The organism is Desulfosporosinus acididurans, assembly GCF_001029285.1.
Lineage (GTDB): Bacteria > Bacillota > Desulfitobacteriia > Desulfitobacteriales > Desulfitobacteriaceae > Desulfosporosinus > Desulfosporosinus acididurans.
Genome location: NZ_LDZY01000009.1, coordinates 77,965 through 98,689 on the forward strand (window position 1 = coordinate 77,965; position 20,725 = coordinate 98,689).

Genomic DNA, 20,725 nt, shown 5'->3' on the forward strand with positions numbered 1-20,725 from the left:
TAAATTGATTGAGAGGCGGGATCAAAATGACAAATCTTATACGCCATAACTATATATCGCAGACTGAAAAGGCTAAGAGAGATACAGGAGATAAAAATTATCCGATTTGGTTATTGGTAAATCCCAAATATCCTGCAGTTCGCCATCAAATATGGACACCGGTTCTTGCCGAAATACAGGATAAAGTATATCGGGAAATCCAAACGAGAATTGATACAACAAACCTATATATTAGGAACGCAGTAACTGATAGCGGTATCGTTCCTAATACCTTAAACTGGTGGGGCATTGAAGTCGGCGAAGAAATAGAGATGTTCAGGGAAATTGTCTTAGACTATAAACCGAAAATTATTATAACATTTGGTGCCTTTCCCTATGAATTTCTGCGACGGGTCTTTAAAATCAAGCCGGAGAAGGGACCAGTCTATTGGGGAAATGCTATTTTAGGCGAAGAATTTGGCAAAGGAATTAAAAATTTTGATATAAACAAAACTAACCGAATACCTTTGCTCCATCGAGTTAATGCGGGTGTAAAGTTTGTTGAGAATCAAAATTACTTCGGCGAGAGCTATTTTCAATATGTTGGGGTGAAAATCGCTGAGAAAATTATTGAATATAAAGAGAATCTTGATATCTGGATAAAATAAATGTGTAATTGATGATCGCCACGGGGGCTGCGTAAAAACGTAATCAGAAATCCGAAGTGAGTGGTAAATAACTCAGGGCGTTCTCGGTTCACTAGTATAGTGAAGCGAGAACGCCTTTTATCCAGTTTTTAAGACCCCCACTTCTTAAGTTGGGGTGGGTCCTTCGTTAACTTCAGGTGGGGTAGAGTCCTCCTTCGCCGCTAAGTATTCCTATTGGGAAAGGCGGCTCGGCAATAATGTCCACTGGACATTATTGTATCTGAAGCCCCGAAGTTCAGCTTTAGCGTAAGCGAGTTCACTTAATGATCAGGAAAGCGAAAGTAGGGATTCAATGAGAGCTCCCACAAGTTTTGAATGCGCTGACGTGTTGGTGAAGCTGCCCGGAAAAAGAATAACAGATGAATGAGTTAGAAGGCGAAATTTCCTTTTTGAAAGACTGGGATTTCTCTTCCATCCCATGTTTCTCCGATTATCTCTAAATCATTAGTACCAAGCATGAAGTCAACGTGTATTAAAGAATCATTAACACCTAATCTCTGTAATTCTTCTGCATCCATTGCTTCACTATTCTTAATACATACAGGATAGGCTTTACCAATAGCTAAATGACAGGATGCGTTTTCATCAAAAAGTGTATTGTAAAACAGGATATTTGAATTTGAAATGGGAGAATCAAAAGGAACTAAAGCAACTTCGCCTAAATAATGAGAACCCTCGTCTGTAGCAATGAGAATTTTCAGCGTGTCATACCCTTTCTTTGCAGAAAAGTCGACGATTCTCCCACCCTTAAACGTAAAGGAAAACTCTTCGATTAAATTTCCATTGTAATTTAGGGGCTTTGAACTGACGACGGTACCATTTACTCCATTTCGATCAGGCAATGTAAACACTTCTTCAGTAGGCATGTTGGCAATAAATTCAACCCCTTCAGGTGTAAAGTCTGAACCACCAAGCCATTGGTGGTTTTTAGGGAGCGAAATGGTTAAATCCGTGCCCAAAGAATTCCTGTAATGGAGTGATTTGAACGCATAGTTATTGAGGAAATCCAGACTCTTCATGAGGTTGGTTTTATGGTTATTCCAGGCCATAATCGGATTTTCAGTGTCAACTCGTACTGTCATAAAAATAGTTTCCCATAGCTTGGTTAGTGCCTCTTCAGGTTGCAGCTCTGGAAATACCTTTTTAGCCCAAGCTGCGGTAGGAATAGAAACGATACTCCAAACATTTCGATTACTCATAAGACGTTCGCGGTATTCTTTTAATGCCATGCTGTTTGCTTTTTGGGCTTTCATCATACGCTCAGGACTGACGTCTTGCATAAGTTCAGGGTCAGAAGCAGAAATAGTTAAGAAAGCAGCTCCCTGATGAACATAAGAGAGATAGAAATTTTTCTGCCATTCAGGGAATTCATCGAATATTTCTTCAGGGGCGTTCAAAAAACGAATTTTTGAAAAGAGTTCGTCTCTCCATTGGATTATGACATCTCTTGCCCCTTCTTGGTAAGCTGTCTGGGCAACCAATCGGGTAAATGATGCACATTCAATAGGAGACATAACAACGAGGGTCTGATTTGGCTGGAGATTTAAACCGGTTTTTACAATAAGTAAAGCGTATTTTTCTAAACTATTAGTCATGATAACATTCCTTCCTAACAAAATTAGCCTCATAATTTATTTCTTCATCAGCATCTAATATATGCGAAAAGCGAGGTGTACATAAGCGAAAGATTTTGAGATGATGTATTTATAAGCTTAGAAAGACGTGTTAAATTATAACATATATTTTCTGAAGAATTTCTCTTAATATCATATAAATATCTTCAAGGTGGAGTGAACTAAGAAGTGGGGGTCTTAAAAACTGGAATAAACTATTAGTAGAACAAATAGTCTGTAAAATTAAAATTGAGAAAAATATTCTTTAATCTAAAAGAGGATATGATATAATTATTCGGTAATTATATCAAAGGAGAGTGACATCCAATGTTAAAACATGGAGATTCTTTAAAAAAGGAAACAGTTTTTGAACGTTTTGGTGGAAAAGGAGAACTCCAAATAACTCATTTTCTTAATGTTGATGAATTTAATGGCAAGGGAAGATTATTTGCTAAAAATGTACTCCTCCCTGGGGCGTCTCTTGGTCTTCATGAACATGTTGGCGATTTTGAAACATATGTCATTCTCAGCGGGGAAGGCCTTTTAAATGATAATGGAGAGCAAAAAGCTGTCAAACCAGGAGATGTGATTATTACTTGCAGTGGCGAAAAACATGCTATTGAAAATACGGGGAACCAGAATCTGGAGTTTTTAGCTCTTGTCATTTTTGACTAGTTTTCTGGTAGATACTTACTCACTTTAAAAGACGATACCTTGCTGAAACATAAGAATAGCTGGAGATAATCCGGCCAAAAGGTCAAAAGGAATGAAATGCTCCTCTTGTAGTAGAAGACAGTTTAAAAAGAAACTGTTTATTTTATTACATTTAGGAGCGTTTTAATATTTTATAGGTCAAAAGTGTTCTAAGCATAAGATCAAGTTCCTTTGCAATGCAGCGGAATAAGCTATATAGTTTTACCATAATGTTTGCATGGCCTTGGTTTTATATGGTAAACTTCATTTAATTTAATAAGAATTTTGACGTTTAAAATAGAAAGGCGGGGAAAGCTAATGGCTGTTAGATTGAGTAAAGGGCAAAAGGTCGATTTAACTAAGAGTCATCCGAATTTGCAAGAAATTATTGTTGGCCTGGGGTGGGCTCCAAATGTTTCAACGAATAGTTATGATTATGATTTAGATGCTTCAGCTTTTCTGTTAAGTTCCAATGGACTTGTCAAAGATGAAAAGGATTTGGTTTTTTATAATAACCCATCAGGTGGCCAAGGTTCTGTTAAACATAGCGGTGACAATAAGAAAGGATCCGGAAGCGGAGATGATGAGCAGATCCGAATTAACCTTCAAGCTGTGCCATCATATATTGAAAGAATTGCCTTTACGATTACCATCAATGATGCTCAACTAAAGAGACAAAGTTTTGGCGATATAAAAAGCTCTTACGTTCGAATTATTAATGCAAACACCAATGAATTATTGCTAAATTATGACTTGGGTCAAGATTTTTCAGTCGAAACAGCTATTGTAGCTGCAGAACTATATCGCCATGGTGGTGAGTGGAAATTTCATGCTATAGCAAGCGGGTTCCAAGGTGGTTTGGCCGCCCTCTGTCGAAATTTTGGCTTAGACGTTGAAGAAGATCAAACGTCAACAAGCAGAAACCCTAATATCAATAATGAAAGAAATTTCTCTGCAGGTAATTATGAAAATAGACAAGAAACAAGCATCGATCATGCAACTTATGGAAGTTCTTATGCAAGCCCATCATCTGGACGGACAAACTATCCTTCCTCTGAACTATCCCGAAATTCAGGGTATCCACAGGATCATGGTGGTCTGACTTGTCCGCGTTGTCATTCGACTCAAATAACGGCAGGAAAGAAAGGATTTGGAATCGGCAAAGCTTTCGTGGGGGGCATTTTACTTGGACCTGTCGGCCTGCTGGCTGGTTTTATCGGCAGCAGAAATATGGAATTTGCTTGCTTGAGCTGTCGAGAACGTTGGAATGCGGCGAGTAATACCAATACCGCTCAGTGGCTTCAACAACAGACGGAAAATGCCAAAAATGTCGTTAATAAGTATATGGGCAAAGACCTAACTGATGCTCTGGTAGCTGGGAGTGCCTTGGTCGCTATGGCAGACGGAGTAATTGATCCCTCAGAACGGGAGAAACTCATAGATTATTTCAGGACGAGTCAAGAAATGCGTGGTATAAATATTCGCGACGTTGACAGTCGGTTTACCGAATTTGTTCAAAAAATAAAAAATGACCCCATGTTAGGTAAAGCAGAAGCATTGAGAGCTGTTGGCAAAGTCGCTCATAAACCGGAAGCAGCTCGTTTAGTTGTCCGTCTGTGTTGTGCTATTGGTTTTGCAGATGGAGAATTTTCGCCGGTCGAAAAGAATGTTGTGAGTGAAATATGTCGGGAAGTTCACTTGGATCCCAGGGAATTCATTTATTAATACAATATGGTTTAAGGTTTATTCTTATAGCAGCTAAGGAAGGGTGTTCTATGCGGCTCTGGCATCAAGATCTCTTACCTTTTTTGCCTCGCGCCCAACTCCTTGGACAACACCGCGAGTGCTGCGCTTTGCGAGGCAAAGGGTGGGGGAAAAGACATTCGACAGTCGATTATGTTTTTGCTTACGACGTCGAAAAGCTTGTTAGCTTTCATCGTCTTGTTCTTAATGAAATGAAACGCCGCGGCTACAAACCAGATCAACAGTGGTATACCCCTGAATACAGGGGGAAAAATATAGGGCCGTGGGTCGGCCTTTCACTTGAAAAATCAGACATTCCAGTAGCTGCTCATATTTACCCTGAACATGATAAGGCGTATTTAGAAGAATGCTTATTAAATCTCAGACAGAAAGGGATAGAGCTTAAAGTGCCTATTAACGAGGATTCTTGTCCTCCATAACGTTATATTATACAATAATATTATGGTAATGGTATAAACCAACTAACCTATACAATTTCCAAAATGGTTAAAATAGGTTGTATAGTTCTGGAGGAGGAACACTTTGAAAGCCATTATTCTGGGTATTTTAGCATCATTCTTTTTTGCTTTCACCTTTGTGCTTAATCGGGCAATGAATCTTGCCGGAGGCAGTTGGGTATGGAGTGCAGTTCTGCGCTATGAGTTTATGGTAGGGCCGTTGCTTTTAATTGTCCTTCTCCGGGGAAATTTAAAAAACCTTCTGTTGGATTTGCTAAGAAGGCCTTGGTTATGGCTTGGTTGGAGTACAGTTGGCTTTGGTTTATTTTATGCTCCTTTATGTTTTGCCGCTGACTACGGCCCGGCCTGGTTAGTGGCCAGTATGTGGCAAATTACGATTGTCGCGGGTTCTTTACTGGCCCCATTTTTTTTTGAAGTTGTTTCTTCAGACAATGGATTACAAAAAGTACGTTCGAGAATACCTGTGAAAGGCCTGTGGATTTCCCTAATCGTCCTGATAGGGGTTGCTGTTATCCAATGTCAGGAAATACAACATCTCGCTCTACGGGAGATTCTACTCGGAGTACTTCCGGTTATTGCTGCGGCTTTCGCGTATCCTCTAGGAAATCGTAAAATGATGGAAGTTTGCGGAGAACGTTTGGATACCTATCAAAGAGTTCTGGGAATGACATTAGCAAGCCTTCCGTTCTGGCTGATTCTTTCTATCTATGGCTATATGAGTGTTGGACTCCCCAGTCATCAACAAGTTATTCAATCCTTGATTGTAGCTCTATCGTCCGGTGTAATTGCCACTGTCCTCTTTTTCACAGCAACTGATCTTAGCAGAGGCGATCTTCATAAACTAGCTGCAGTTGAAGCAACACAGTCCGGTGAAATTATTTTTTCGCTCTTGGGAGAGATTTTTGTTTTAAAGGGAAATTACCCCAGCATCATTTCAATCATAGGTATCGGACTTGTAATTCTTGGCATGACGCTTCATAGTTTCAATTCTGGAATAAGAAGGAAAGACGAATCTGTCTCACTATGAATGTTTACTTGGTGTAAGTATCAGTTTATTGGAATAATGCCATAATTTAAGCAGATGCATTTGATGGAGAACTATGGTAAGGGGAGTTAAGGAATGACTATACAAATCTTTGGTGTTAAGAAATGTTTTGATACTAAAAAGGCAGAACGCTATTTTAAAGAGAGAAGAATTTCTTATCAATTTATTGATTTAGCACAATTTGGTTTAAGTAAAGGCGAACTGCAAAGTGTTAAGTCTGCAGTTGGTTTAAATAATTTAATCAATTCTGAGGCCAAAGATTATAAGCTATTAATGATGGAGCGAATGATTACACCCCAGGGCAAGGAAGAGATGTTATTGAAGCATTCGAGCCTTTATCAAACACCGATTGTACGTAATGGGAAATTGGCAACAGTAGGATATAAACCGGAGGTATGGGACTCTTGGGTCTAGTACAAATCATGGCTTTTCTAAAGAGGTGAAATAGGATGGAGACAAGCCCAAATGATCAAATGATGTTGTTGGAAATCGAAAAACTTTTTAAGGATCTTCTGTCTCCTTTGCAGGAAAGAGAAGGGGGTCCACCTGCTTACTTCTATCGAATTGTCGGCTGCGATAATCAGAAGGAATTATTAAGTCGAGTCGCTAGTTTTGCGGAAAAGCTACAATCTACGGACAATTTTAAGATTTGGGACACGGTAATTCCCTTGCCCAGTGATCAAAAAATTATTGAAAGAATTAAGGGAATTCTAGAACCGATTTCCCTCAAAGATTATAATAACGGGGCTCTTCTCAATGTTCTTGAAGGCAAAGGCTATTTCTCTCTAACGATAGATGATTTGAGTCCTCAAACCATTCGCGAGGCTTTTGCGATTGTAATTAATTTATATATGGTTAATGATCAACCTAAAAATATTAGTATCGCCATGAACTTTGTGACAAAAGTTCTGCTCTGGTACACTGATTTTGGGCAGCTTTGCCCAAAAAATCGGATTAAGCCGAAAGTTCTCTATTGGGGAAGCCCTAAGACCCATGAAGTATACTTTCTGATTTTAGTGTTCCTGCTCGGCGGTGATGTCATTGTAATTAATACAACCTTTAACGACCGCTTTGATAACGTCGATAAGCAAAATCATTTCTGCCTGCCCATAAAATTATCCCAAGAAATACCCCTTCCTTCCTTTCCCCAAAGACGGCCGCTGGTGGAAAATAGCCCCAAAAACATCTCTGCTATTCAATCCCCAACAAAGGCAGCGCAAAGGCCCTCCAATTTAATCTCTAAAATAAAAACTGATCCTGCAATCGTAGTGAAATTGCAGCATTCAGATAATCCTTTGCAAGATATTCTCCTTCCGTTACCAAAACGCAGTGGTTATATTTCTGGACAGTTCCCGATTTTACCGACATTATTTACACGTTATATCGGTGTGCCTGTTTCTTCAGATGATTGGAAAGCAGAATACTATAACGACCTCTATAATTTAGACCGAACCTTACAGCGTTCGGGTCATTATCTGAAGTTTATTGAGGGTGTTTCTGCTCCTACCCCCGTGGAAAGTTCCTTAATTCCGGAGCAATTTGCCCATGGTTCCTTTGAGACTCGTGAGGATATCTTAGAAAAGATTCTGCAAGCTAATTTATTGCCTCAGCTAAAAAACTCAATCTTCAGTAATACGCTTAAACAATCGTTTATCGATTCAGCAAATCTATTTTGTGATAGTCAATCGCATTTCACGTCTTCAATTTTCTTGAATTTTTGTTTGAAGCTCGTAGTATGGATTAATCGCTATCTGCCCAAACTGCTGGAAGGAAGCGACCCCTTGGCGAAAGATGGGGAGGGAGGAATTCTTCAGGAACAATGCTTTAAAATTCTCTTTTATGGCCCTATTAAACTTCATGAGGTTTATTTATTGGATTTTTTTCATAGGATCGGAAGTGATGTGCTTTTTATTCATTCCGACTTGGACGGTGACTCAACGTTTAAAAATTTCGACAATAATGGTACAATGACTCAAGTGATCAGAAACTTAAATAGTTTACCATTAGTGCTATTTCCTCAAAAAGAACAATTAATCCGTAAAAGTACCGTGGCGTATAATGCCTCAAGAGAAATTGAAGAAGTTATTTACAGTGAGGATGTCGGTTTATATAAACCTTGGCAATTCGAACAATACTTGACTCAACCAATTACTCTGAAAACAACGTATGATGAGCTGAAGATACTTTGGCAGGAAGCAGCTAAAATTAGACCTGAATTCAAAGTTCAAAATCATAAAGTTTATATTCCCAATCTCTTCGCCAAGATAAATGGAGTTCATGAGGATTTAAGAGAGTATTGGCAAGATCTAAAAACTTTTGCCCAGGCTTCCAATACTCACTTGATCAAAGCTGTACCTTTCTGCAAAGTGACTTATTCCAGACAAGAACTTTATCAAGCCGATTATTTATTTAATCCTCAAGGTTATCTTGATGAGGATAAAGTTATGAAAAGTCAACATTATAAATTTGCGTATCTGAGAACACCTTTGCAAGAGTTTTTGCTTTCTAAAATCAACGAACTTCTATATTCGAATGTGTTTCTTTTCCAAATTGATGAACGGATGAAATTGAAGATTTTAATGACAGTTTTGACCATGGATGATTCTTTGATCAAGCTCATAGAAACTTTTGATTTTCCTCAAGAAATTCCCAAACTTATTGTTTATGATTCTAATAAGGAAAGTTTTTCGGAATTTGACGCGATATTAATTGCTTTTCTGAATCTAGTCGGACTGGATATTCTTGTTTTTACTCCTACTAAGTATAATACCCTTGAACAACTAATCAGGCCAAACCTTTTTGATGTATTTCAGCTGCCTTTGTTGAAATATGACCTTGATCTCCCAGAACTATACAATATTCCGTCCCCTTCGACTCATAAGCAAGGGTTTTTCTCGAGATTTTTCAATAGTAATAAGCTATAGTACTGATGTCAAGGCTGGGAATATCAAGGGATAGGTGATTATAAGCTTTTATCCAATCGTAAGACTCCCACTTCTATAAGTGGGAGTGGGTCCCCCGTACTCTGCTTCGGTGGGGTTAGAGTCCCCCACCGAAGTCTCGATGTTCAGCTTTAGCTGAACGAGTTCACTGAAGCTAATTAGAGGTCGAAAAAATGACCACGAGATGCTCTTAATTTAGCAGGAAATGAGGTATAAAAGAACATGGAAATCCAAGGTTTTACAACGACATTGACTGAGGACAAAAGCTTAGTTCCGGCGCCTGTTCCAGAGTTTAATGTTGAACAAACTAAAAACGAAATTATGGCTAAGGTTAAAGAAAGCCCGGAAGTACGCAGTATTGTTCGCCAAATCAATATTGAAGATGTTAGTTCAATTATGAGCTTTGGGAAAAATACGTCAGAAGAGGTTTCAAGATTTGCCGATGCTATTTTGCATTCCATGCAGACAACGAAAGTTGAAGATTCAGGTGAACTCTTATTGCAGCTTAATAAAATCATGGACAAATTTGATATTAAGGACTTCGAAGAAAAATCGCCGGGATTTTTAGCAAAGATGTTTTCTAAAGCTAAAAACTCTGTAGAAGCTTTGTTCCATAAATATAACTCTATGGGTGATGAAGTTGATAAAGTCTTTGTTACTCTAAAACAATACGAAGCGGAAATCAATACTGCAAACAAGCATTTAGAAGACATGTTTATGAGAAATACGGAATATTATGAGCAACTGGGTCAATATATCTATGCCGGTCAAGTCGTCCTGGACGAGCTGAAAAACAATATTATTCCTGCTGCCCAAACTGCGGCTAATCAGACGGGTAATCAGCTTGATCAAATTAAGGTTAATAACCTCTTGCAAATACAAGAGATTATGGAACAGAGAATCTATGATTTACAACTGGCCGAAAATGTTGCTGTTCAAAGTATGCCGACCATCAAATCTATTGAATATGGTAATTATAATTTAATCCGTAAGATTAACTCAGCTTTTGTTATTACCATGCCAATCTTCAAACAATGTTTAGTTCAGGCAATTATGTTAAAACGGCAATCAGTCCAAGCTAAGGCAATGAGCGCTTTGGATGAAAAGACGAATGAACTTCTGCTCCGCAACGCAGAAAACACAGCCTTGCAATCTAAAATGGTTGCTAAGTTAGCTTCGGGAAGTTCAGTGAGTATTGAGACTCTGGAAAAATCCTGGCAAACAATCGTTAAAGGAATAGAAGAGACCAAGGCTATCCAAGATGAAATGAGGCAAAAACGTATTGATGGCACAAAACGTTTAGAGGTTTTGAAACAAGACTTTATAAATCGTGGAATTATTCGCTGATCATAAACGGCAATTCAAAATAGCAGACAACCATAATGCAACGTACCGATGATGAAAGAAATTAACGGGCCGATCCAATAAATCGTGCCCGTTAATTTTATAAAAAAGTAAGGATCAATTTATATATAATGTTTTGAAAATTTAATTAAATTCTTGAAAATTACTTAACTGAAAACTATAATGGTATTACAATCATTTGTATACCATTAATTGTAGTACCAACAAAATGGAGGTCTGAAGGCAAAAATGATCACCGATAATTCATGCGGTCCCTCAAAATATATTTGTTATAAGCTGAGCCGTGTTATGAGAAAACTATATCGTTATTACGAGAGTAATCTTTCCACCTATGGTATTACTCCGTCTCAGTTTTACGTTCTGACCGTAGTTTGGGAGAATGACGGACTCAAGTTTAAAGAACTTGCTAAACGTTTAGAAATGGATGGATCGACCCTGACGTCCATCCTGGATCGCATGGAGAGACAAGACTTAGTAGAGAGGAGGGACGATCCTGAAGATAGACGGTCTCTATTAGTTTGTCTAAAAGAAAAGGCACGTGCAAATATCTTGGAAATTACTAATCTTGCAGAAAAAATGGATCAAGAGATCAAAGAGCGTTTTTCCAGAGAAGAATACGCTATTTTTGAAAAGGTTTTGGAGAGTCTTTTCCAAGATTGAGGAAAAACTCTGGTTGCTTTAGATAGGAACCCCGATGTTCAGCTTTAGCTGAACAAGTTAACTTAATGTTGTCATTAATGGATACTTCCGTTGATACATAGTTGTGTCAGGTTTATGAACTGATACCGCTTAAGCTGTGGACAAAGATACAGACAATGCAAGAATGAAAAAGGAGGATTATAGGATGTCTCTATTGTTTTCTTCCGCCCAGATAGGAACCCTTCAACTGCGTAATCGTCTGATCATGACTCCGCTGCATTTGGGGTACTGCCCGGAGGGCGAAGTTACGGATCGACTGATCGAGTTCTATCGAACCCGCGCCCGCGGAGGCGTAGGTTTGATTATAGTCGGCGGTTGTGGCATTGACAAAATCGGCAACGCCTTTGGCATGACGCAGCTTGACGAGGATCGTTATATACCGGGACTAATTCGCTTAGTTGAGGCAGTACACTCCGAAGGAGCAAAAATTGTACCTCAGCTCTACCAAGCTGGTCGTTACGCTCACTCAGCCCATACTGGTCAATCTTCCGTAGCTCCTTCAGCGATCCCTTCTCGGCTTACAGGCCAAACGCCTCAGGAATTGACGCAAGAGAAAATATTGGAAGTTATTGCGTCATATGAAAGCGCAGCTAAACGTGCTCAGGCAGCCGGTTTTGATGGGGTTGAAATATTGGCTAGTGCCGGTTACTTAATCTCTCAGTTTCTTTCTCCTTTAACCAATCAACGTAAAGATCGTTACGGGGGAGATCTTCAGGCTCGAATGACGTTTGGTTTAGAAGTCGTTGAAACCGTTCGCAGAGCTGTTGGAGCGGATTATCCAATCATCGTTCGGGTTGCGGGCAATGATTTTATGCCTGGAAGTCATACAAATCTCGAATCGAGAGCTTTTTGTCAGGCTCTTGAAAATGCAGGGGTCAACGCACTCAATGTGACAGGGGGATGGCATGAAACACCCGTACCTCAACTTACTATGAATGTTCCGCCCGGAGCCTTTACTTACTTAGCTGCAGGGATTAAACAAGTGGTCTCGATTCCCGTCATTGCTTGCAATCGGATCAACACCCCAGAGCTTGCCGAGAAGATTCTCCAAGAAGGTAAAGCGGACTTCATTGGCATGGCCCGGCAGCTCATGGCCGATCCGTATTTTCCCAATAAAGTCATTCAAGGAAATTCGGAAGCCATTCGTCCTTGCATCGCTTGCAATCAAGGATGTCTTGATAATATTTTTCGTTTAAAACCGGTTGCTTGCTTAGTCAATGCTGAAGCCGGACATGAAGCTGAGTTAGGATCAATTCAGCCAACACCGAACCCCCAAAAAATTCTAGTGATTGGGGCCGGGGCTGCCGGACTAGAATATGCTCGAGTTTCAAGTCTTCTTGGGCATAAGGTTACTGTATGGGAAAAAACTAAAAAACCTGGAGGACAATTGACACTAGCTGCTGCTCCTCCGGGGCGAAAAGATTTCCTTTATCTCAGCACCTATTTGCTAGCGGCCTGTCAGCAACAAGGAGTACACCTTGAATTTGGTGTTGCGGCTACGCCGGAAATGATTCTGGAAGCGGTAAAAAAAGACACGTTTGATCAAGTTGTCATCGCTGCCGGGTCTATTCCCATCAGCCCGCCGCTTCCCAATCAGGGACATCAGAACATTCTTCAAGCATGGGATGTATTGGCTGGCCGTAAAACACCTGGTCAGAACATAATAATTGTTGGCGGCGGTGCAGTTGGGGTGGAAACGGCTTTATATTTGGCAGAACCATCTGCTCTGGATGACGAGAGCCTTCGCTTCCTTATCTTACAGCAAGCTGAATCTGACAAAGAACTATATCGCTTATTAACCCAAGGTAATAAGCAAATTACATTGTTAGAAATGGCCAAGGGAATTGGCAGAGACATCGGCCCAAGTACGCGCTGGTCAATGCTCGCCGATTTGAAACGCTATGGCGTTAAATGTATGGACGAAACGAAAGTTTTAGAAATTACAACAGATGGCGTGCTGGTTGAGCGCGAAGGGGAACAACGTCAAATCTCTTGCGATACTGTGATCTTTGCTGTGGGCTCTATCTCTCAAAATGAACTATACCACGCATTGCTGGGAAAGGTTGAAAAATTGACTTTGATTGGAGATGCGCTAAAACCCCACAAAGTATTAGATGCTATTCATCAGGGCTATCAGGAAGCTCGAGGTCTGAGGCTCTAGAGAATAATTTTGCGTTTATCGCTAATCTCCACATCCAGAAGTGGGGGGCTTACATGGTGATAATGCAGTTCTTTAGAGATTGAGTTGTTCAGATACTTATACTGTCTCTGAGTAAAACTGTAGTTATCAATACAGTGATGCTCAGAGTTTTTTTTATTAAAGTAACTGGACAAGGAGGAGAAATAGGTGTTATTGTACATAATGTCAAAAGTAGAGTAAAATCACTACGGAGGTGAACTGTTTGTCAGCAACGCAGTATAATGCAGAATCCATACAAGTTTTAGAGGGCCTGGAGGCTGTACGCCGCCGTCCGGGCATGTATATAGGTTCCACGGGAAGCAAAGGACTACACCATCTTGCTTATGAGATTATTGACAATGCTATTGATGAAGCGGGAGCAGGTTTTTGCGATCGAATTACGGTTACCCTTAATCGGGATGGATCAATTACGATTGAAGACAATGGGCGGGGAATTCCCGTTGATATTCATCCAGGGAAAAAAATCTCCGCAGTTCGCTTAGCTTTTGAAACCTTGCACGCTGGTGGTAAATTTGGCGGAGATACTTATAAAACATCCGGCGGGTTACACGGAGTTGGGGCAAGTGTTGTTAATGCCTTATCGGAGTTTTTAATGGTACAAATTAAACGGGATGGCAAGCAATATCAAGTTGAATATGTTAAAGGCGGGGAATTAAAGTCTGATTTAAAAATTGTTGATAAAAAGGTAAAAGGTACTGGAACAACGGTAACCTTTAAACCCGATCCTTTGATTTTTAAGGAGACAACTGTTTTTAAATACACTACCTTGCGCAGCCGCTTGATGGAGTTATCCTTTTTGAATATGGGATTGACGATCATACTTGCGGATAACAGGGGAGAGGTAAAGACTGAGACCTTTCTACAACAACAAGGGATCGTCGGTTTTGTTGAACATTTAATGAAAGAGGCCGGAGTATCACCTATCCATAAAAAAACGATCTATTTTTCCGGAGAGAAGGACGAGGTCATTGTTGAATGCGCTTTGCAGTATAATGATGGCGAGGATGAATCCTTGCACTCCTATGTTAATAACATCCCTACAGATGAGGGAGGAACCCACGAATCGGGTTTTCGTACTGCTTTAACTAAAGCATTTAACAATTACGGGCGCAAAAATAACCTCTTCAAAAAAGATGAGAGTCTTATCGGGGATGATCTGCGTGATGGTCTAACCTGTATCTTATCTCTTAAAATCAAAGATCCTCAGTTTGAAGGACAAACCAAAACGAAACTTTCCAATCTAGAGATTGAAGGGATAGTTCAATCTTTAACGAACGAGGGCATAAGTCAGTTTCTCGAACAAAACCCAACCATAGCTAAACAAGTGATTAACCGCACCTTAACAACATGTTTAGCTCGCTTGGCTGCTAAAAAAGCGAAAGAACTAAAAAAGAAGGCCCGAGATGCGGAGGTTAAAGCTCTAAGCGGCAAACTTGCTGCCTGCAGCGGCAAGGATAAAACTCGCAATGAACTATTCTTAGTAGAAGGAGACAGCGCCGGCGGCTCAGCTAAAATGGGGAGGGACCGGCGTTTTCAAGCTATACTTCCTTTGCGAGGCAAAGTTATTAACACCTATCGGGCGAAATTAGATAAGATCCTGGAAAACGAAGAGATACGAAGTATTATTACGGCAGTAGGTTCGGGAATTGGCAAAGAATTTGATTTGGAGAAAGGTAATTATGCTCGTGTTTGTATCATGACAGATGCTGATATTGACGGAGCTCATATTCGTTGTCTTTTATTAACGTTTTTTTACCGTTATATGAAGCCTCTCATCTTAAACGGTCGAGTATTTATTGCCCAATCTCCTCTTTTTAAAGTGGAAAAAGAACGTGGAAAGATCACCCGCTATGCCTATGATGAAGAAGAATTGAAGAAAGAGCTTAAAGAATTGGGGAAAACGGCCAAGATCTCACGTTACAAAGGGCTTGGTGAAATGAACCCCGAACAACTTTGGGAAACAACCCTGAATCCTGCCAATCGGCGCATGATTCAAGTAACTATAGATGATTCATTAGAGGCGGAACGTAAACTGAGGATTCTTATGAGTGAACAGGTTGAGCCGCGGCGTGATTTTTTAATGGAAAATATTATTTTTACTGATGATGATATGTAACGTGAAAGGGGGAGTATCCCAATGAGTGTAACTGAAGAAACGATTAGTCAACGGCCATTGGAAGAAGTCCTGCCTGAATCGTTTTTAGGCTATTCCAAACATGTAATTTTACAGAGAGCCGTTCCGGATGTTCGGGATGGACTGAAACCTGTACACCGCCGAATCCTTTACTCTATGGACGAAATCGGCATGTCTCCAGATAAACCCTATAGTAAGTCTGCCCGTCTTGTTGGTGATTGTATGGGGAAATATCACCCTCACGGCGATTCTTCCATCTATGATTCTGCTGTTCGTATGGCCCAGCCCTGGGCAATTCGTTATCCTTTGGTTGACGGTCAAGGGAATTTTGGTTCAATCGATGGCGATAATGCAGCCGCCATGCGTTATACGGAAATGAGAATGACCCCTTTAGCTCAACTAATGACCCAAGATCTTGATAAAAACACCGTACTTTTTAAACCAAATTATGATCAGCGACTTAAAGAGCCCGTTGTTCTTCCCAGCCCTTTTCCCAATCTGTTAATTAATGGGGGGTCAGGGATTGCCGTAGGCATGATGTCGAATATTCCTCCCCATAATTTAAGAGAAGTTGTTGCAGGGTTGATCCTGCAAATTGACCGGCCGGACATCACCGTCGAAGAGCTTATGGAAAAAGTGAAAGGCCCCGACTTCCCTACAGGTGGGTTGATCATAGGAGCTGGAGGAATTACCAGCGCTTATAAGACTGGCCGCGGAAAAGTGACCATGCGTGGTAAAACAGTATTAGAGCAAGGTAAGAATGGCAAAAGTTTAATTGTCATCACTGAAATTCCCTTTCAAGTCAATAAAGCAACGTTAGCCTCTAAAATCGAGGCCCATGCGGATTCTGGAAAAATCAACGGGATTAGTGAGGTTCGAGATGAATCGGACCGTGAAGGGATTCGCTTGGTTGTGGAATGCCGTAAAGAAGCAGACCCCCTCGAAATTTTACGCAATCTTTATAAGTACACCCAAATGGAGGAGACGTTTGGTATCATCAATCTTGTTATTACTGCGGATGGAACACCCAAAGTTTTAGGGTTGCGCGAGATTAATGAGGCCTTTATCGAACATCGCAAAATTGTTGTTACGAAGCGAACAGAGTTTGATCTTGAAAAAGCCAAAAAGCAGATTCACCTTCTTGAAGGTTTGATGATTGCGATAAAACATCTTGATGAGGTTATTGAGATTATCCGTACTAGTAAAACACCGGCACTCGCCAAAGCAGCACTTATGACAAGATTCGAGCTCTCGGAAATACAAGCACAAGCAATTCTCGACCTGAAGCTCCAGAACCTCACGAATTATGAACTGGAAGGAATAAAAACTGATTATGAAAATACTCTGCACCTGATATCAGAATTAGAAGGAATCCTGGCCGATGTGTCTAAGGTTTACCAGATTGTTAAGCGGGAACTTAAAGAAATCGCCGATAAGTATGGTGATGAACGCCGTACACATATTTTGCCTGAGGAAATGCGAAACGAGTTTGACCTCAGTTCCTTTGAAGAAGCAGAACATCCCATTGAAGTAATGCTGACCCAACAGGGATATATTAAACGAATTCCTTTACCGGTCAAGAATCTTAAATCGACACCGTTACTATCGTTTAAAGATGGGGACAGTGTCGCCATAAAAGTCCAGGCCACAGATCAAGAAACACTTTATTTCTTCACCCAACTTGGTAATTTTTATAGTATCAAAGCCAAGACGGTAGCGGAAGCTGGGTTTAAAGAGAAAGGCAGCCCGCTGAATAATCTGCTTCAGCTGCAAGCTCAGGAAACCATCGTTTCGATTGCAGCCCTAAAAGATGGGGCAGAACAGAGCGGTCAGAGTTACTTTGTTTTTATAACGCAAGAAGGACAAGTGATGAGGAGTCCAGTTAAGGACTTTGTTCACGCTCGCGGCTCCGAGGGCATGGGACTCAAAGAAGGAGATCGTTTAATCAAAGTATTTATGGGTTCTGATGAAGGAGAGTTATTCCTTGCCACTTATAATGGACAAGGGATTCGCTATCCCTTGACGGATATCAACCCAATGGGTCGTAAAGCGCGTGGTATTAAAGGTATTACCTTGAACGAAGGGGATCGAGTTGTCGATGCATTATTACTAGTATCCTCGCCAGATGATTCTTTAGGCGACCTGGTAACCCTCACCGAGCGGGGATTTGTCAAACGGACATCCTTTAATGAATTTAAACCACAGGGAAGAACCGGCAAGGGGATCGGAATTACTAAAATCAACCCGGTTAAGACGGGTTTTCTTGTCGGCATCACTCAAGCTAAAGCGGATGATGTTTTAGAAATTCTTCAAGTCAACGGTGAGATTACAAAACTGGATCTAAAAAATTTGAAAACAGAGCCTCGGACCAAATACGGAATACAATGGATACCTGTTTTACAGGATAATCTAAGCGTTAGGATGTTTTGAGAAGAGAATATTGCATAATGCCTATGAAGGTGCAACATACTAAAGAGTAAACAAGAGGTGAAACGGGAGGATTTATGATGGAAATTTTCGATGTTACAGTTAATGGCGCGGGATTTGATCCTGAATATAACTTTAACAATTATGCTTTAACTCTCGTCTTCCAGAACAACGGCTCAGAAAAAACTGTTAGAGCAAACTTGCGCTATTATCCTGCAAATCACGAATGGGATCTCAATCCGATTTTTTATGAATATTCTGCTGCTGAAAAAAGAGAGTTAATAGCCCAAATTATTAATAATGAGAATTTCAAAACAGTCTTTGAAGATCGTCCGAATACTTTACACTAGAAATGCCAAATATTTTGTCCCGGAAAGGAGGGCGTGTTAATACACGAACTCCTTCGGGAAAAATAGAGGAATTTTTGGATATTTCTCGAATATTTCAAATGTGCCTAAATATATTGTAAAGGATTGATATATTCTGTCACAACATGAGGAACCATTGATCTACAATCCGTTAAATTTGCCGCCATCTCAAACTCGTGGTTTTTTCGAAAAACGACAGAGATTTGGACTCGTGCAGTTCCTGAAAAACAACATTTTACTTTTTTCCATGGTTTTGACAATCTTATTAAAGTTTGTTCTATTTCTAGGCTTAGTTAATAATGACGATTCCTCAAAATTCAGCTTCATGAAGGCATTCTTTAGTTTTAGTTCACCTCCGCCGATCCTTGTCTATATTTCCATGATTCTGATTCCGCTAAGCTTTAGCTTTTTATTCCGAGGGCGGGCACGCTTTTGGTTCCTGCAGTTTTGCAATAGCCTAATAACCCTATTATTAATCGCTGATTTAATGTACTATCGTGGATTTAATAGTTTTATTTCTCCCTATATCTTTAGTCAGACTACGAATCTTGATAATTTATCAAACAGCATAATTTCTATGCTTCGTCCTATTGATATCTTTATGATCATAGATCTTATAATATATCTTACCCTTGGCCTTGGTAAAAAAACACTTTATCTCCATAGGAATCGAAGCGGAATTGCCTTTTTACTGACATTGCTGCTGCCCATTTCGTATATCTATTATCAGCATTATCAACTTGATCTACATGGAAACAACAAGACAATGTTGTTTAGAGTATCTTGGTCTCCGAACCAAACCATGTCCAATTTGTCGCCTTTAGGTTATCATGCATTTGATTTATATAATTTTTACAAAAATAAAAATATCCAGCCGATTACCCCACAGCAAACCGCTGAAATCAAGAATTGGTTTAAAGAAAAGCAAGAAAATCTGCCTCCAAATCAATATTTCGGTAGGTTTGCCAATCAGAACCTTATCGTGATTCAAGTAGAGTCGCTTGAGAATTTTGTCATTAAGCAAAAAATTAATGGACAGGAAATTACACCTAACCTAAATAAATTACTAGCAAACAGCCTATATTTCTCTAATTTTTATGAACAAGTGAATAATGGGACGAGTTCCGATGCCGACCTTATGACCAACACTTCCGTTTACCCTATACGAACGGGGGCTACGTTTTTCCGCTTTCCCAATAATACCTATAATTCTTTGCCAAAAATGTTGGCCAATAAAGGGTATGCAACGGTAGCTATTCATCCCGACAAGGGGTCCTATTGGAATTGGATGCCCGCTCTGAAGTCTATAGGTTTTGAAAAAACTATTGATTCTTCTCATTTTAAGGAAACTGAGAAAATTGGCTTAGGGATCAGCGATGGAAGCTACTTAAAGCAAATTGCACCAATTATCGAAAATGAAAAACAGCCTTTCTACAATTTTATAGTCACCTTGACGAGTCACAATCCGTTTGATCTGCCCGCTCAATATCGAACTCTCAAGTTAAGTGATAACTTAAACAAATCGAAGCTGGGGGGATATTTCCAAAGCGTCCATTATACCGACGAACAGATCGGAAAGTTCCTGAATACTTTGGACCAACAAGGAGTTTTGGACAATTCCGTAGTGGTTATTTACGGTGATCATACCGGTGTTCATAAATATTATGATGATGAAGTTAAGCAAGTACAGCCCCAAGAAAGCTGGTGGCTTGATGACAGCAAACGAATTCCCCTGATTATTTTTCATAAAGGAATGAATGGGCAAGAGCTAAAAATTACCGGAGGCCAGATTGATACTCTGCCGACAATAGCTTCTTTAATGGGTATTAGTGAAAAAACGTATCAAAACACTGCCTTTGGACGAAACCTCTTAAATACGCATAAGAATTTTGCTGTTTTAGCTAATAAAGAATACGTAGGACAAGCCTCCTCCGAGACTGAGAAAAATCAAGAAATAACAGGAATAGATTTAGCAGATCTTGTTATTGAGAAGAATTACTTTAAAGCACAAGGTTATAAATAATTTGAGGAATAGTTAAAGACTAATATGCCTAAGTCAGTTAGGAATTCCAGGCTGGCTTAGGCATAAGTTATTTATCCAATTGTCAGAAGCTCACTTCTACAAGTGGGAGTGGTTCTATTCCTTGCTGTCAACAATTCTTCGACAATATCTCTGTTGACGAATTTATTTATAATTAGTATAATAACAATAAAGTAAATAATACATATATAAGCAAAAGTACTTCACTCTGATTCAGTTAATCCAGTTTATCCACAAACTAAACCAAACTTCAATCAACGGACTTATCTTACAAAGCTTCAATTATCAAT

15 protein-coding genes are annotated in these 20,725 nt (G+C 39.8%); 14 read left to right on the forward strand and 1 reads right to left on the reverse strand.

Going from position 1 to position 20,725, the window contains the following annotated elements:
- Positions 1-26: 26 nt before the first annotated feature.
- Positions 27-647: a hypothetical protein gene (locus DEAC_RS13530; RefSeq protein ID WP_047810604.1), complete on the forward strand. Its 621-nt coding sequence runs from the start codon at positions 27-29 to the stop codon at positions 645-647.
- A 407-nt stretch (positions 648-1,054) separates the two neighbouring features.
- Here DEAC_RS13530 and DEAC_RS13535 read toward each other — a convergent pair whose 3' ends face one another.
- Positions 1,055-2,281: an aminopeptidase gene (locus tag DEAC_RS13535; RefSeq protein ID WP_047810605.1), complete on the reverse strand. Its 1,227-nt coding sequence runs from the start codon at positions 2,279-2,281 to the stop codon at positions 1,055-1,057.
- A 345-nt stretch (positions 2,282-2,626) separates the two neighbouring features.
- Here DEAC_RS13535 and DEAC_RS13540 point away from each other — a divergent pair, with 345 nt between their 5' ends.
- From DEAC_RS13540 to DEAC_RS13600, 13 genes are all read left to right on the forward strand, one after another.
- The gene (locus DEAC_RS13540) at positions 2,627-2,974 is read left to right on the forward strand and encodes a cupin domain-containing protein (RefSeq protein WP_047810606.1); all 348 of its coding nucleotides are present in this window, start codon (positions 2,627-2,629) and stop codon (positions 2,972-2,974) included.
- Positions 2,975-3,310: 336 nt separating this feature from the next.
- On the forward strand, positions 3,311-4,717 hold the full coding sequence (locus DEAC_RS24795) for a TerD family protein (RefSeq protein ID WP_047810607.1): 1,407 nt from the start codon (positions 3,311-3,313) through the stop codon (positions 4,715-4,717).
- Positions 4,718-4,767: 50 nt separating this feature from the next.
- Complete coding sequence (locus DEAC_RS13550) at positions 4,768-5,175, forward strand: TIGR02328 family protein (protein WP_047810608.1); 408 nt, start codon at positions 4,768-4,770, stop codon at positions 5,173-5,175.
- A 103-nt stretch (positions 5,176-5,278) separates the two neighbouring features.
- Positions 5,279-6,241 (forward strand): DMT family transporter, encoded by a 963-nt coding sequence (locus tag DEAC_RS13555; protein WP_047810609.1) that lies wholly within the window; start codon positions 5,279-5,281, stop codon positions 6,239-6,241.
- Positions 6,242-6,334: 93 nt separating this feature from the next.
- Positions 6,335-6,673, forward strand: coding sequence for an arsenate reductase family protein (locus tag DEAC_RS13560; protein ID WP_047810610.1), 339 nt, complete (start codon positions 6,335-6,337; stop codon positions 6,671-6,673).
- Positions 6,674-6,708: 35 nt separating this feature from the next.
- Positions 6,709-9,183 (forward strand): YceG family protein, encoded by a 2,475-nt coding sequence (locus DEAC_RS13565; protein WP_047810611.1) that lies wholly within the window; start codon positions 6,709-6,711, stop codon positions 9,181-9,183.
- A gap of 240 nt (positions 9,184-9,423) precedes the next feature.
- A complete protein-coding gene (locus tag DEAC_RS13570; protein ID WP_047810612.1) occupies positions 9,424-10,548 on the forward strand; it encodes a toxic anion resistance protein in 1,125 nt (374 codons plus the stop codon).
- A gap of 246 nt (positions 10,549-10,794) precedes the next feature.
- A complete protein-coding gene (locus DEAC_RS13575; protein WP_047810613.1) occupies positions 10,795-11,226 on the forward strand; it encodes a MarR family winged helix-turn-helix transcriptional regulator in 432 nt (143 codons plus the stop codon).
- A gap of 184 nt (positions 11,227-11,410) precedes the next feature.
- Positions 11,411-13,426: an oxidoreductase gene (locus DEAC_RS13580; protein ID WP_152671403.1), complete on the forward strand. Its 2,016-nt coding sequence runs from the start codon at positions 11,411-11,413 to the stop codon at positions 13,424-13,426.
- 241 nt (positions 13,427-13,667) lie between these two features.
- The gene (locus tag DEAC_RS13585) at positions 13,668-15,581 is read left to right on the forward strand and encodes a DNA gyrase/topoisomerase IV subunit B (RefSeq protein WP_047810615.1); all 1,914 of its coding nucleotides are present in this window, start codon (positions 13,668-13,670) and stop codon (positions 15,579-15,581) included.
- A gap of 21 nt (positions 15,582-15,602) precedes the next feature.
- Positions 15,603-18,029 carry a DNA gyrase subunit A gene (gyrA, locus tag DEAC_RS13590; RefSeq protein WP_047810616.1) on the forward strand — a complete coding sequence of 809 codons (2,427 nt, stop codon included), beginning with the start codon at positions 15,603-15,605 and terminating at the stop codon, positions 18,027-18,029.
- 77 nt (positions 18,030-18,106) lie between these two features.
- Complete coding sequence (locus DEAC_RS13595) at positions 18,107-18,376, forward strand: hypothetical protein (protein WP_047810617.1); 270 nt, start codon at positions 18,107-18,109, stop codon at positions 18,374-18,376.
- 154 nt (positions 18,377-18,530) lie between these two features.
- The gene (locus DEAC_RS13600; protein WP_242847157.1) at positions 18,531-20,417 is read left to right on the forward strand and encodes an LTA synthase family protein; all 1,887 of its coding nucleotides are present in this window, start codon (positions 18,531-18,533) and stop codon (positions 20,415-20,417) included.
- Positions 20,418-20,725 lie beyond the last annotated feature (308 nt).